Here is a 13,009-nt window from a genome sequence, read left to right on the forward strand (position 1 = left end):
TCCAGTTCTACAACTTCAATCAGGACTAAGGGAGTGGTTGTGTTTATTACCAATGTAGCTTTTGGCTGGAACTTCGCTTTACGCCAATAGCGGTCGCTCTTGGGGGGCTCCTGACCCTCCGTGCGCTATTGGTTGCTACCCTGCGTTTCCAACATCAGCGGACCAGCTCGATCTCGCTCGGCCGCCATTCCTTCGTGAAGAACGGCTCGAGCGGACTGTAGAGGCGCAGGATCACGAACCAGCCCTTCTTCGAGTCGGTCTGGATCCAATTGCCGCGCGGAATGCCGTGCGGCTGCTCAGGTGCAAACCAGACCGTCGTCGAGCCGTCGGTGTCTGCCTCGGCGGCCGGTGACGGATAGCTCTGGCTGCCGGCGCGCGGATAGCGCTGCGGCGTGTCCAGCATCGAGCGGGTCATGTTGTCGTAGAGGGTCAAGGACCAGAAATTGGCCTCTGGGATGCCCTTCGGCAACGTCACCTTGTAGGTCTTGGCACCATCGAAGTGATTTTTGTCCGCATCCAGCGTCGCCAGCAGATACTGTGAGCCGATGCCCGTCAGCCGCATCGCCATGGCGGGTGAAATGCCGGTGATGCCGTAGAAGAAGTTCGTCCGCGCATCCATGGTCCGATAGCCGGTCGCCGGATATGGCTTGGCACCCTCGGAGGTGATCTCCGGAATAGGTGTTTCGAACTCGTAGCCGGTGAGGACGAGAAAATTCGTCCAGGCGGAGTTCGGGTAATAGGACCAACTCGGATCGCGCGGGGACAGGAAAAGGCTGCGCGAAGTCGCATTGGCCACCGCAAGTGCCTCGGTCATGATTTTCTTCATGCGCTCATCTGGCGCGAAGGGTTTCCCCTTGACGATGCCGATCGCCGCCAGCGGCCCCATAAGTTCGGGGTCGAGCGAGGTGGCGGGCTCCCGCTGCACCACCTCGTTCAGCATCTCGAAGTAGTTCCAGTCGTTGGGCGGGATCGTGTTCATCACCTTGCCGGTACCTTCGTAGAACACCGTCGGGGGTGGAGGTTCGAGCTTGCCCAATTTAGCCTTGCCGGCGAGGAACTCGGCGATGGACGTGCCGACGCCGCCGGCTGCATACGGGTAAACCTTGGTGAATCTCTTGATCGATTCAACGACGGGCTTGGGATCGCTGTGGCTCTCGAGGAACGATCGACCAAACCACAGTATCGTGTTGGTCCGGGCGCGGGCGACATAGTATCCGCCCTCCGGCAGCGGCGCGTCGTAGTCCGGAGGCACAATCAGGTACTTGCCGCCTTGTCCGCGGTCGGGGCCAGGCAGACCGAGGTCCGTGACCCAGCGGAACCATGCATCCTGCACAAGGCCCAGGAACTTGGGCGGAGCCTCCAGCACCACCGGTCCCTTGGAGAGGTCGAGATAACCCATGACATAGATCGTGTCGGCATTGGCCGTCAGGAACAGCGACTTGGCGTCCATCAGTTCGGAGAAGACGAGAACCTCGTTCTCCTTCATACCGATGTCATTCATCCCCTTGCGCAGCGCATGGATGCTGACGCCGCGCATGTTGTCCATGAAAGCGCGGTAGGCGAAGGTGAAGTCGAGATTGTCGTAGAGCCTTTCTGCGGTTGCCTTGCTCGGCACGCCGTCCTTGAACTCGAATTTGCCGATATTTGTCTCGACGACATTCGGCGTCGAAAGGGATTCGGGGATCGGCGGTGCCTCCGCGAGGGCGACGGCCGTTTGTGTGGCCACGAACATGATGCCTGCTGCAACGGAGACCCTAATCATTGCATCCTCCGGTTTGGTTGCATTTCTCGGTCCATCCGGTAGGTGGCCATCGAAGCCGGCGAGCTTGCCTTCGTGGGCGCGGTTCTCGGGCTCGCTGCACTGTTACGTCGCCGCCAAGCCGCCGCCGCCATGCGCTTCCGCGCCGCCTGGGAAAGCTACTGATGGCGCCGCCCTCAATGTCGAGTCGCAGGGTTTCGTCGCGGACGAAGCAAGCAACGCGGCGACAAGGGCGGCGCCAATCAGCCGTCATCTTGGCGGATCGGGCTTAGCGGACGTAGATAATCAAGCTGCCGTCGGTTGCCTGTTCGGCGCCTCCGATATTGGCGATCTCGACATTCTGCGCCTGCAGTTTCTCCAATAGCGGCTTGTTCGCCTCGATGGCCGCAACGAGAGCCGCGCGCTGTTCCGGCGTTGCCTGCTCTACCCACAGGCGCGTCTGATTCTGTTCCGACAAGGTGCTGATGTCGACGACGCTGATGTTGTCGCCGCTGTAGCCGCCCACCGTCTTTTCGATCTCCTTCGGCCAGTTCATGGCAGCGCCCTGTCCCCAGGCGATACCGCCGAAGCTCAAAGCGGAGAGGGTGGCGATGATGGAAAAAGTCGCAATGCGGTTCATTGTCATGCTCCTTCCTTGGGTTTGCGCTTCTCGCCAGCTGGCAACGAAGCGCGGGTGATATGGTGGCACCAGTGTCCGTTCGGCGCGTCAATCTGTGAACAGAATGCTGTTGGTCGCGACCGCGGTTAGCGTGAAGGTTCCCTCAGCGAGATTCGCCCCACGCGCATTGAGGACAATCAGCGACGGTACGAATTCGGTCCTTGCCTGGCCGATCACCTTATGCAAGCGGACATGGGCCGGAGTCGGGCTAGCGCTCTGCGCCATTGCCGTTGCCGGGGCTGAGCGCCAACAGCAAAGTCGCAACCGACCAGGCGGCAAGCCTCGATGGCATCGGTCCTCCTCCGAATTTGCTATGCGTTAAGTATTGCAACAAACAATCGCTCTACGGCGGCACGTGCATCAATTCGGCGTTTTCTGCCGAGAACTCGAAACGTCGGATGGCTGCCATTCAATGACGCCGGCTTATTGGCGTTTACTGCCGGCAATGTCTCTCAGACACGGCGTCGATGAAGAAAGTGCGGATACGCGACTACACTCGGAAGAATGACAGCGATTTCAGAAATTCGTATGAACGTGTGACCCGTCTTGCGCAGAAACGGCATCGGCACATCCGGCCAGCTTGATCGAATCCCCTCAGCGAGGCTGAGTAGCTTCGGCACACTCCCGCTCAGGTTGCGGGTAATCTACGTCCTCCGAGGACCAAACGCAAGTCCCACTACAGCGCCGCGTGTCTTATCAGACGCGCAAAGGACGCTGTAGCACTTTGAATTGCTGCATGTCTTTCTCCTTAAATCGAGGTCGATTTAAGGAGACATGCAGTAGGCTGCTGCAAGCGCCGTCCGACGCTTTCGTTGGGCTTCGACAAATCTAGAAATGCGGCATGCTTGCACTGAGCCCTGCTGTGGCTTCGGCAACGCCGGGGCGTTATGCAGCGCCAACGCGAGCGATATAGGCTTGGTTGCGTGCCAACAATGCCCAGAAAATGCGTGCAGTCTTATTGGCGTCACAGCGTCGTTTTCCCGCTCAACGATGGGGTGGAAGGATCCCGCTCCGCCGGTGCTACAGCATGTCTCCTTAAATCGACCTCGATTTAAGGAGACATGCAGCAATTCAAAGTATTACAGCGTCCTTTGGCGACTGATAAGACGCGCGGCGCTGTAGCTAGAATTTCACCACGAGCCCGAGTATGGGACCCTGCTGTACGACGTCGAACAGAAACCCATCGTTACTGTAGTCGACGCCCAGAGCGCGGTAACCTGCAACGGCGGAGACGGTGTCACTGAAGCGATACCCGATGGCGGCGGCGACGTCCCAGTCGAGGTCGGCCTGGCCGGCACCTACGAGCCCCCATCCGGTCAGATAGATCTCGGGCGTGAAAGAATAGGTCCCGCGCAAGCCTGCCAGCCCGTCCACCCAGGTATCGCCGTCACTTCTCGACTCTCCGTCGAGGATGCCGCCGCTGAAGGAAAGGTCGGTATCGACGGACCACACACGCATGCCGCCGACGACATCGAGGCGCATGGCATTGTCTTCGAAAACCGCGTAGCCGACACCGAGCAAGCCGGCAAACGTCTCGGAGGAGACCTCGACGTCGTCGGCAAGAATGCCCCTGGGCGTGCCGTCCGCCCCGGAGATCTTCGTGTACATGACGTCGGCAAAGATGCTGTAGGGACCATAGCGCGCTTCGCCGATCGCCATGGCTCCGAAGTCCAGATGATCGAAGATGTCGCTGAAGCTGGCGTCGACGTCGGCCGCCGGCAGCCCGAACTGCGCAATGTCACCTGACAGTCCTGCCGCCCAAAAATAAGGTGCGAACGAAAAAGTCCAGCCGGTCTCGGTCGTCGTCTGCTGAACCTCCGGCGTCATCGGCGACAGGACGTCCGCAGCCGACGCACTGCTGGCCAACGAATAACATCCGACAACTGCAAGAGCCTGAATGAGTCCAGATTTCATTACGTCCCCCATCTCACTTTTGCGGCGCTGCGATTCGACCCGGTTCGATCTTGGATCAAGGCCATGCTTCTGGCCAAACACTTTTTGACAATCCTCGTTAGAACGTATTCACCCCTGCAATTTCCCCTGGCTAATTCCAGGCTTACTCGGCCCTCACGAAGGCGGCTTCATAGGGACTCGGCATGGGTCTCTTCCTGCTCCAAAGCTGATCCACCAAGGTTCAAGTCGTCCTTATCCGAATGCGCGCGCCTAGCTCGCAACAGGTCAAGTTTGCCGAAATCGGTCATGATGCTCACCAGAACGCTGCCCGTCCAACCGAATGTGAACAAGCCCGACATCCCTATGATCGGCCCGATCAAACGCCATCGATCGGGCAGAGTGACGTTACCCTCCCCGAGCGTCGTATAGCTCTCCAGGACGTAGTAGTAGCTGTCACGCATTGAGGGGATGATTGCTCTGAAATAAAGAGGGACCGCCCAAATGAGGGTTTCGGCGAAATGGAGGATGGCCAGCGCACCGATCGTCAGCGCCAGCATCATGTTGAGCCGCCAGTGTGGCGTGGTGCTGGTTACATGCGTCCAGGAGGTGCTGAATCGTCGGCTGATCACCCGAATTCCTGCGCCGTGTACAAAAATGACAACGATCAATATCAAGGTGCCGACGAGAATCTCGAGAACGGACTCTGGAGCTGAAAGGTCGTCCACTTATTTCATCCTGGTCGTCCGGTAGCGGGGGGCCGTTTGTCGACCTTCCATTGATGCCCGGCATGTGGGCGTATTGCAGTCTCTGATGGCTACTACAGCGCCGCGCGTCTTATCAGACGCGCTAAGGACGCCGTAGCACTTCGATTTGCTGCATGTTTTTGTCCTTAAACCGTACGATTTAAGGAAACATGCAGTAGTGCTGAAAACCCGACACTTGGTAGTAGGTGGGGCAAGCAGCGCTTCCCAGGAAGCCTTTGTCATGGGTTTGCAGACGCTACCACAATCTAACTCGGCTGGACATGAACTTGGTTTGCGCGTGGCTACAACCTGTTGTATGTTACAGTAACGTACTTCACTTTTCACGAAACAGACATTATGGTCGGGCAAGATCGGGCGACGAGGCTTTGAAACACCTCTGCCCGCACTGATTCAAGCATTGCGTTTATTTCCAGCTAGCTGCCATTCAACCAGGCGTTATGAATGAACGGACATAGGGTCCGGTCTGCGCAGATTGAATATCAGGCCCGAGCCCTCGTATGAATCGCCTTATTTTGCAAGTGCGAGAGCATTTCTTGTTGTCAAAATATATATAGGCAGTTTACGAGAAAATCGCTCTCAATGAAAATGTAAGTGATGGAATTACTGATCGCCAGGATTTGAATATATCGGATTCTTGGGTTAGTATATCCGCGGCCCGACGGGCCGTTACATTATATCATCTGTACAATTTGTTTTAGGGATTTATTCCCCTTCCGGAAGTTAATCAAGACGAGGGATACGAACGATGCGTAGGGCACGCGGAACCACACTCTTACTCACCTCCTCATTCCTGGTCTTGGCCGCAATGTCGTCCAGAGCTCAGGAGAGGCAAGCCTACTTTGGCGAAACCCATGTCCATACGGGCTGGTCGTTCGACGCTTACATCTTCGGCAACACCAAGACCACGCCGGCCGATGCCTACAGATACGCCAAGGGAGAGACCATCAAGCACCCGCTCGGCTACGATATCAAGATCGACACCCCTCTCGACTGGATGGGTGTGACCGACCATTCCGAATATGTCGGGACCGTCGCCCTCGCCAATACGCCGGGCTCGGACATCAGCAAGCTGCCGATCGCTCAGAAGCTGATCGTCCACGCGCCTGCAGACGTCCAGCGGATCTACCTCTGGCTCGGAGGTACGATCGTCGACAAGAAGCCGATCGAGGCCTTGATATCGCCAGAAGTGGCGGGATCCGTCTGGAAGCAGAATATCCAGATGGCCGACCAGGCGAACGAACCGGGCAAGTTCACCGCCTTCTGTTCCTACGAATGGACGTCAACTCCTGATAACCGCAACATGCATCGCAATGTCTTCTTCAAGGATTGCGCCAAGGTACCGGTGGCACCCTACAGCTCGATCGATTCAAGCAACCCGTCGGACCTCTGGGCCTGGATGGACGATCAGCGCAAGGCCGGCAACGAGCTCCTGGCGATCTCGCACAACGCCAACCTCTCCGATGGTCATATGTTCCCGACGGATGTCGATGAGAAGGGCCGCCCGATCGATGCGGCCTGGGCGGCGTCACGGGACCGCAACGAAAGGCTGACCGAGATCAAGCAGATCAAGGGCGCGTCGGAGACCCATCCGACCCTTTCTCCCAACGATGAATTCGCCAATTTCGAAATCCTGACCTATCTGCTCGGCGATCCCGCCGGTCGCTTTCCGACCGTTCCCGGAAGCTACATACGTCAGGCCTTGAAGGACGGGCTCTCGATGATGGAGGCCCAGGGCTACAATCCCTACAAGACCGGCTTCGTCGGCGGATCGGACTCTCACAACACCGGCGTTCCCTACAGGCAGGACAATTTCTTCGGTGGCCACGGACGGGCCGACGGCGACATGAAGCAACGCATGGCGGGCCGTCTGTTCGCCGGTCTCGACACCAGGCTGGAGAACCCTGCGGGCCTGACGGGGGTTTGGGCAGAGGAAAACACGCGCGCATCACTCTTCGATGCGATGCAGCGGAAAGAGACGTTCGCCACCAGCGGCCCGCATATCCGGTTGCGCTTCTTCGGCCGCACCGACGGGGCGGATGTCGCCAACCGGCCAGACTGGGTCAAGGCAGCATATGCCGGCGGTGTGCCGATGGGCGGCGACCTGCCGCCGGTCGAAGGGGCCGGGGCGCCGTCATTCATCGTCTGGGCGGTAAAGGACCCGACCTCCGGCAACCTCGACCGCGTGCAGATCGTCAAGGGTTGGACCAAGCACGGCCAGAGCTTCGAGAAGGTCCATGACGTGGCCTGGGCCGGCAGCCGCACCCCCGATCAAGTCACCGGCGTCGTTCCGCCGATCGGCAGCACCGTCAACATCGCCGAGGCGAGCTACACCAACACGATCGGCTCCGTTGAGTTGAAGGGCACGTGGACGGATCCCGAATTCGATCCGAGCCTCGACGCCTTCTACTATGCCCGCGTGCTGGAAATACCGACGCCGCGCTGGACAACGATCCAGGCCAGGGACCTCGGCATTGCGCCTCCCGACAATGTCGCGGCGACGATCCAGGAACGGGCGTGGAGTTCGCCGATCTGGTACACGCCCACCCAGGAGTTGAGGGTCGCCGCCGACAATGGCACCACGGTTGCCGATCTGAAACAGCAGGGCGCTGTTCAGCTCGACAACGCTGCGCTCACCGATTTTATCGTCGGCAAGACGACCTGGGTTCGAAACAACGTCACCGGCGCGGTCTACAACATTGCATGGACCACGTCCGGCCAGCGTCTCATCGGCAACGTCAATGGCGCGATCCCGCAGCCGGCGGAGGTTGGCGACGTGATCCATGGCGGCGCGCTGGGCGTGGGCTCGGCCTATGCCATCAAGGACGGCGCGATCGTGACGACGCTTGGCAACACCCCGTACGAAGCGACCGTCTACAAGCTCGACGACAAGTATTTCGCTGCGCGTAGCAACGAGTTTGGCTACGCCAACTACGAAGTCGTTCCGACACCGCAGGCGCTCGACCCGTTGGATCAGCAGAAGGCTCCATTCTGATTTGAAGCCTGCCGCATGGAGCTGGATATGGGACAGGTCACCGCGAGACGGTCCGGAGGTTTTGTAACGAGGCTGATCGTTGCAACAGTCATGCTTGTCATCTGCGCAGTTCCTGCGGCGGCGTGCCCCATATGCCTGTCGGGCATGAAGATCACGATGGGGCAGAAACTGGACTCAGCCTATCAGGCCGTGCTCGCAGTGCCGCTTGCCGAGCCAGGGACGTTTCGTATCGTCGAGGTGATCAAAGGCAAGGTCGTGGGCGATACGATCAACTTACCGTCGCCCCCGCCGCGGAGCTCCAAGCCGTATCTCATCTTGCGGTACCCCTTGTCGGAGCAATGGGAGAGCCAGGGTGCGATCGGGACGGAATACGCGGACTGGCTGCGCCAAATTGCAGTCGATGTACATGGTTCGCCTGTTGAGAAGGCGAACCCCCTGCAGCTCGGTCCAGTTCGGAAGAATTTGACTGACGCAGAGTGGGTCGAGCGCGTTGCGACCGTGGCGGTCAATCTCGAAAGTGAAGATCCTCTCGCCGCCGAAATAGCCTATGGCGAAATCTCGCGCGCCCCCTACAGTGCCCTGCGCACCCTTAAGGGAAAGCTCGACGCGCGGATAATTTCGGCCTGGATTGCCGATCCGCAACTTGTCGCAAGGCGCGCAGGCTATACGCTTCTTCTCGGGATTGCAGGAAGTGCCGACGATGCGGCTGCGCTTGAAGCAATCATCCAGAAGGCATGGTCGGCACGCAATGCCGACAACCTTTCGGCGATGCTTGCCGCCGACATCGAATTGCGCGGACCGGAACGCGTGGCATGGATCGAGCGGATGTATTTCGATGACCGCCAGCGTACGCTTCCGGAAATCGAGGCGGCCTTGCTGGCGCTAAGCGTCCACGGCGGCGCAAACGGCGTCGTGCCGAGGGCGAGGATCGTCGAGGCCTATCTCTCCTTCATCAAGGTCAGGAAACCCATGGCCGGCTTCGTGGCGATGGAACTCGCTGACTGGCGGGCCTGGGAGGCCACGGCGGACTACGTCGGCATCATCAAGTCGAAGGCAGTGAAGGATCCCGCCGGGCAGTTTGCAATCCTCAGCTATCTCCATCGCAGTCCAGTGACCGCCGCGCTGGCGGGGCGCTCCTTTGCCGATCAACCCGAATAGGCGTGCACGATGAAACTGTTTCCAATCGCGCCGGTACCCTCGAATCGAGGTGATGGTGCGGGTCAACTGCAAAAGAAGAAATGGCAACGGTTTCTGAGCGAACCGCTTCTGCACTTCCTTGTTGTCGGTGCTTTGCTCTTTGGCGTCTATCGTATCGTCAGCCTCGAGACGGAAAAGGCAACCGATGCGCAAACAATCCAGCTGACAAAGGACGATATCCGCCAACTGGCGATAACCTGGTTAGCCCAGGGGCGCCCACCCCCGACGCCGGAGCAATTGCGAGGCCTGGTGGATCAGAAGGTCACCGAAGAGATCCTGTTCCGTGAGGCCGTCGCGCTTGGGCTCGATCGAGACGATCAGATCATAAAGCGCAGGCTGGCACAAAAAATGGATTTCCTCGCGGCCGATCTGGCGACGCTGAACGAACCGAGCGTTGCAGACCTCACGACCTGGTTCCGTCAGAATGCCGATCGCTTCGCCCTCCCGCCACATCTAAGTTTCCGGCATCTGTACTTCTCATTCGACAAACACGGCGAGGCGTCCCGCGACTCCGCCGCGGCCGCGCTCACTTTGATCGCCGGCAAATCCGCAAATTCGCCCGATGTCGCAGCTCTGGCTGATCCCTTCATGTTCCGGAACTATTACGGCGACGCCACGCCCGAGCAGATAGCAAAGGAGTTCGGGCCAGAGTTTGCGAAGGCGCTATTCGAGCTCAAATCGGGATCATGGCAGGGACCCGTGCAGTCGGGCTACGGATGGCATCTCGTCTGGATCGACTCGATCGAACCCGGTCGTGTTCCCACGTTCGAGGAGGTTGCACCAGACGCCAAAGCTGTGTGGCTCGATGATCGCTACCGTGAGGTCAAGCGGGCCGCGCTCGAGGAGATGCGGTCCCGCTATGTTGTGATCGTACCTTCCATCGACCCGGGCGATCTGCTGGCCCCGCAAAATCCGCAGGCGGCGAGCAATTCAACAGGATCGGTCGCGCAATGAGCCGCCGGATCATCTTGGATAGATCAAGCCTTCGCTGTTGGATTTGCGCGGTCGTCACGATATTCGCGCTGGTGATACCCGCGGCCGCCCATGAGATAAGGCCAGCTTACTTACAGATCGATCAGACCGGGCCAACCCGTTACAGCGTGATGTGGCGAACGCCGTTGTTGTCCGGCACGCGGCTTCCCGTCGTCCTGCAGTTTCCGGAGGGTGTGCGCAACCTCATGGAACCCGCTGAACGCGCGCTTCCAGACTCGCTTGTTGAACGTCGCGTCGTCGAGACCACCAGCGGAGGGCTTTCCGGGAAACGCATAGAATTCACGGGCCTCCAGGCAACCATAACCGACGTGCTGGTGCGCGTACACCTGCTTGATGGCTCCGTTTCCACCACATTGGTTCGTCCGTCCCATCCCTGGATCGAAATTGCTGACGGGCGCGGGCGCTTAGAGGTGGCAAAGACGTTTGTCGTGCATGGCATCGAACACATCCTTTTCGGTTACGACCACCTGCTGTTCGTGCTGGCATTGATCCTGATCGCGCGCGACTGGCGCGCACTGCTGTTGACGGTGACCGCATTTACCCTTGCCCATTCAATCACGCTCACGCTGGCCACATTAGGTTTCGTCGACGTTCCGGGTCCTCCGGTCGAAGCGACGATCGCCTTCAGCATCCTGTTGCTTGCCTGCGAGATCGTTCGCATCGACCGCGGTCAGCCCAGCCTGACGGCGCGACGTCCATGGCTGGTCGCCTTTGCCTTCGGCCTGTTGCACGGGCTGGGGTTTGCCGGTGCGCTGGCGGATCTGGAGCTTCCCAAGGGCGATATCCCGCTCGCCCTGCTGTTCTTCAACGTCGGTGTCGAGATCGGGCAACTGTTGTTCATCGCAGCGGTGATCGCGATCGTCGCTGCCGTGAGGCGGCACGCGACCGTGAACGGTCGCGCGGCATATCTCGCCTCGACCTACGCGATCGGCGCGATGGCATCGTTCTGGTTCATCGAGCGCGTGGCAGCATTTTGAAGGACAGACGCGGCATCAACCAATGGCAACAATCAAGGAGGAACAAAGCCATGCAGATCAAACTGGAATCTTTGGGTTTGGCGATCACGCTTGCGCTGGTGGTGATCGGAGGCGCATCGGCACAGGAACAGCAGAATGCCATCAAGGCTCCAGCGACCAAGACGATTGGATCGGCAAAGCCCCAGGTTGAGCCGTCATTGATCGTGCTCAATTCGAAGGGAGCAAGCATGAAGGACGGTAAACTCGTCCTGACCGGGGTATCGCCCAATTCAATCGTTTTCGCCGACCGGCCGGTGCGGGCGGCGGGCCACGTGCTCACCGCACACCTCATCGAAGAATGGGGTTCCGGCAAGGACAGTTTTGCGGCCGATCCTCCCAATGCGACCGTGTCCGTACTCAGCGAGGACGGTGGTGACGTGATTGACGCGGTCGTCACGCTGGATGCGCCCAAGATGGAAGGGGCTGACCTGACTTTCGAGGTCAATGTGCTGGAAGGCAGCCTCGAGGGCGGCGACGGGCCGGCCTCGACCTTCATCGACATCATCGGCATGCCACTCACCCCGCGTTCGTTTGCGGGCGTTGCGCGCCGCACTGCCTTCCGGGGAGCCTGGTATGCCGGCGCTGCCGCCGGGGCGGCCATGGCCGCACCGTATTATGCGCGGCCAGCCTGCGGTTATTATCCCTATCCGCCTTGCTATTGATGGGAGTCATTGGGCGCCCCTCGCGTCGTGCGTTCCATGGGCGAGAGAGACCAGAGCGAAGTTGGCGTCGGGTGGAGAAGAGGCCGGCACGGTGCGATAGCACCGCGTCGGCGCCGATTGGAGCTATCCGAACTGCATTCGATTCCACGCCCCTGGGAGATTAAATATGCCGCCACCTGCCACATTGGACGCAAAGCACGCTGAAGGGAGAAACAGAGACTCCCGGCTTGAAAGATTGCTCTTCCGTCTGGAGGCTCAGCACATCTGTCTGGAATGGGCCTTCCGGGAAATAGCCGGCCGTCCGGGCATTGTGTTCGAGATGGGATTGGGACACGGTCGTACCTACGACCACTTGCGCATCCATCTGCCAGAGCGCGAGATCTATGTGCTGGATCGCGAGGTCGACTGTTTCGCCGACTGTACGCCGCCAGAGAATTATTTGCTGCTCGGCGACATCGAGGACACGCTTGCTGCCGCTGCCATCCGCTTTGGCGGACAGGTCATCCTTGCGCATGCAGACATGGGTTCATACACCCAAGCGCATAATATCGCGACGAGTGCCAAACTCAGTCGACGCCTCCCGGCAGTCCTTTCACCAAACGCCATTGTCCTATCCGACTTGCCGCTCGACCTTGCGGGGACCCGTTCGCTACCGCACCCGCCGGGCGCACCCAGAGACACGTATTTTCTTTACGTCAACGGGCCTCACACGCCGATCTGATGCTCGACCGGAGCGATGTCGCTCAACCCCGTTCGTTGCGTCCGCAATTGGCGCGATGTCGCCTTTCGGCACCCTGGCTGCGAACTTCTGCTCTCCACCCGCTGCCGTCCTCGGGGAAGTTTATCCTCGCCTTGAGAGAGGAACCGAACGGCCAACCTATCTATCGGCTCGAACCCGCGCCAATAACTTGATGCGGTTCAGTGTTACAAACGCGGACGTCCTTCCGTATGCGTGACCGATACTACATTCGCCTTCGATATTTGGAAGAATGCCTGCCCAAGACACCAATGGAATGCAGGCGTTCCATCTGCCCGTTCCGAGCGAGGCAAAAAGAGCAGGCCGCAAACGTGGAAT

General features: G+C 59.3%; 11 protein-coding genes. 6 read left to right on the forward strand and 5 right to left on the reverse strand.

The window, feature by feature from the left end:
- Positions 1-154 precede the first annotated feature (154 nt).
- From RB548_RS16845 to RB548_RS16865, 5 genes are all read right to left on the reverse strand, one after another.
- Entirely contained in the window at positions 155-1,762 is a 1,608-nt protein-coding gene (locus RB548_RS16845) for a DUF1254 domain-containing protein (RefSeq protein WP_331372378.1), read from the reverse strand.
- 265 nt (positions 1,763-2,027) lie between these two features.
- Positions 2,028-2,384, reverse strand: a complete 357-nt coding sequence (locus tag RB548_RS16850; protein ID WP_331372379.1) for a hypothetical protein — start codon at positions 2,382-2,384, stop codon at positions 2,028-2,030.
- Between the two features lie 81 nt (positions 2,385-2,465).
- A complete protein-coding gene (locus RB548_RS16855; protein ID WP_331372380.1) occupies positions 2,466-2,642 on the reverse strand; it encodes a hypothetical protein in 177 nt (58 codons plus the stop codon).
- Between the two features lie 897 nt (positions 2,643-3,539).
- Positions 3,540-4,331, reverse strand: a complete 792-nt coding sequence (locus RB548_RS16860; protein ID WP_331372381.1) for a hypothetical protein — start codon at positions 4,329-4,331, stop codon at positions 3,540-3,542.
- Between the two features lie 167 nt (positions 4,332-4,498).
- Positions 4,499-5,035: an ion channel gene (locus tag RB548_RS16865; RefSeq protein WP_331372382.1), complete on the reverse strand. Its 537-nt coding sequence runs from the start codon at positions 5,033-5,035 to the stop codon at positions 4,499-4,501.
- Between the two features lie 844 nt (positions 5,036-5,879).
- Here RB548_RS16865 and RB548_RS16870 point away from each other — a divergent pair.
- From RB548_RS16870 to RB548_RS16895, 6 genes are all read left to right on the forward strand, one after another.
- Positions 5,880-8,066 (forward strand): DUF3604 domain-containing protein, encoded by a 2,187-nt coding sequence (locus RB548_RS16870; protein ID WP_331372383.1) that lies wholly within the window; start codon positions 5,880-5,882, stop codon positions 8,064-8,066.
- Between the two features lie 27 nt (positions 8,067-8,093).
- The gene (locus RB548_RS16875) at positions 8,094-9,224 is read left to right on the forward strand and encodes a hypothetical protein (RefSeq protein ID WP_331372384.1); all 1,131 of its coding nucleotides are present in this window, start codon (positions 8,094-8,096) and stop codon (positions 9,222-9,224) included.
- 9 nt (positions 9,225-9,233) lie between these two features.
- Positions 9,234-10,217: a peptidylprolyl isomerase gene (locus tag RB548_RS16880; RefSeq protein ID WP_331372385.1), complete on the forward strand. Its 984-nt coding sequence runs from the start codon at positions 9,234-9,236 to the stop codon at positions 10,215-10,217.
- The gene (locus RB548_RS16885) at positions 10,214-11,233 is read left to right on the forward strand and encodes a HupE/UreJ family protein (RefSeq protein WP_331372386.1); all 1,020 of its coding nucleotides are present in this window, start codon (positions 10,214-10,216) and stop codon (positions 11,231-11,233) included. Before RB548_RS16880 ends, RB548_RS16885 begins: the two co-directional genes overlap by 4 nt.
- Positions 11,234-11,283: 50 nt before the next feature.
- Complete coding sequence (locus RB548_RS16890; protein WP_331372387.1) at positions 11,284-11,934, forward strand: hypothetical protein; 651 nt, start codon at positions 11,284-11,286, stop codon at positions 11,932-11,934.
- A gap of 235 nt (positions 11,935-12,169) precedes the next feature.
- On the forward strand, positions 12,170-12,655 hold the full coding sequence (locus RB548_RS16895; protein ID WP_331372388.1) for a class I SAM-dependent methyltransferase: 486 nt from the start codon (positions 12,170-12,172) through the stop codon (positions 12,653-12,655).
- The last annotated feature ends 354 nt before the right edge of the window (positions 12,656-13,009 follow it).

Source organism: Sinorhizobium chiapasense (assembly GCF_036488675.1).
Lineage (GTDB): Bacteria > Pseudomonadota > Alphaproteobacteria > Rhizobiales > Rhizobiaceae > Sinorhizobium > Sinorhizobium chiapasense.

Excerpts from the sequence above, each read along its gene's own strand:
- RB548_RS16890 (WP_331372387.1), top strand. The coding sequence starts at position 11,284 with ATGCAGATCAAACTGGAATCTTTGGGTTTGGCGATCACGCTTGCGCTG.
- RB548_RS16880 (WP_331372385.1), top strand. The coding sequence starts at position 9,234 with ATGAAACTGTTTCCAATCGCGCCGGTACCCTCGAATCGAGGTGATGGT.
- RB548_RS16850 (WP_331372379.1), bottom strand. The coding sequence starts at position 2,384 with ATGACAATGAACCGCATTGCGACTTTTTCCATCATCGCCACCCTCTCC.
- RB548_RS16870 (WP_331372383.1), top strand. The coding sequence starts at position 5,880 with ATGTCGTCCAGAGCTCAGGAGAGGCAAGCCTACTTTGGCGAAACCCAT.
- RB548_RS16845 (WP_331372378.1), bottom strand. The coding sequence starts at position 1,762 with ATGATTAGGGTCTCCGTTGCAGCAGGCATCATGTTCGTGGCCACACAA.
- RB548_RS16855 (WP_331372380.1), bottom strand. The coding sequence starts at position 2,642 with ATGGCGCAGAGCGCTAGCCCGACTCCGGCCCATGTCCGCTTGCATAAG.
- RB548_RS16860 (WP_331372381.1), bottom strand. The coding sequence starts at position 4,331 with ATGAAATCTGGACTCATTCAGGCTCTTGCAGTTGTCGGATGTTATTCG.
- RB548_RS16885 (WP_331372386.1), top strand. The coding sequence starts at position 10,214 with ATGAGCCGCCGGATCATCTTGGATAGATCAAGCCTTCGCTGTTGGATT.
- RB548_RS16875 (WP_331372384.1), top strand. The coding sequence starts at position 8,094 with ATGGGACAGGTCACCGCGAGACGGTCCGGAGGTTTTGTAACGAGGCTG.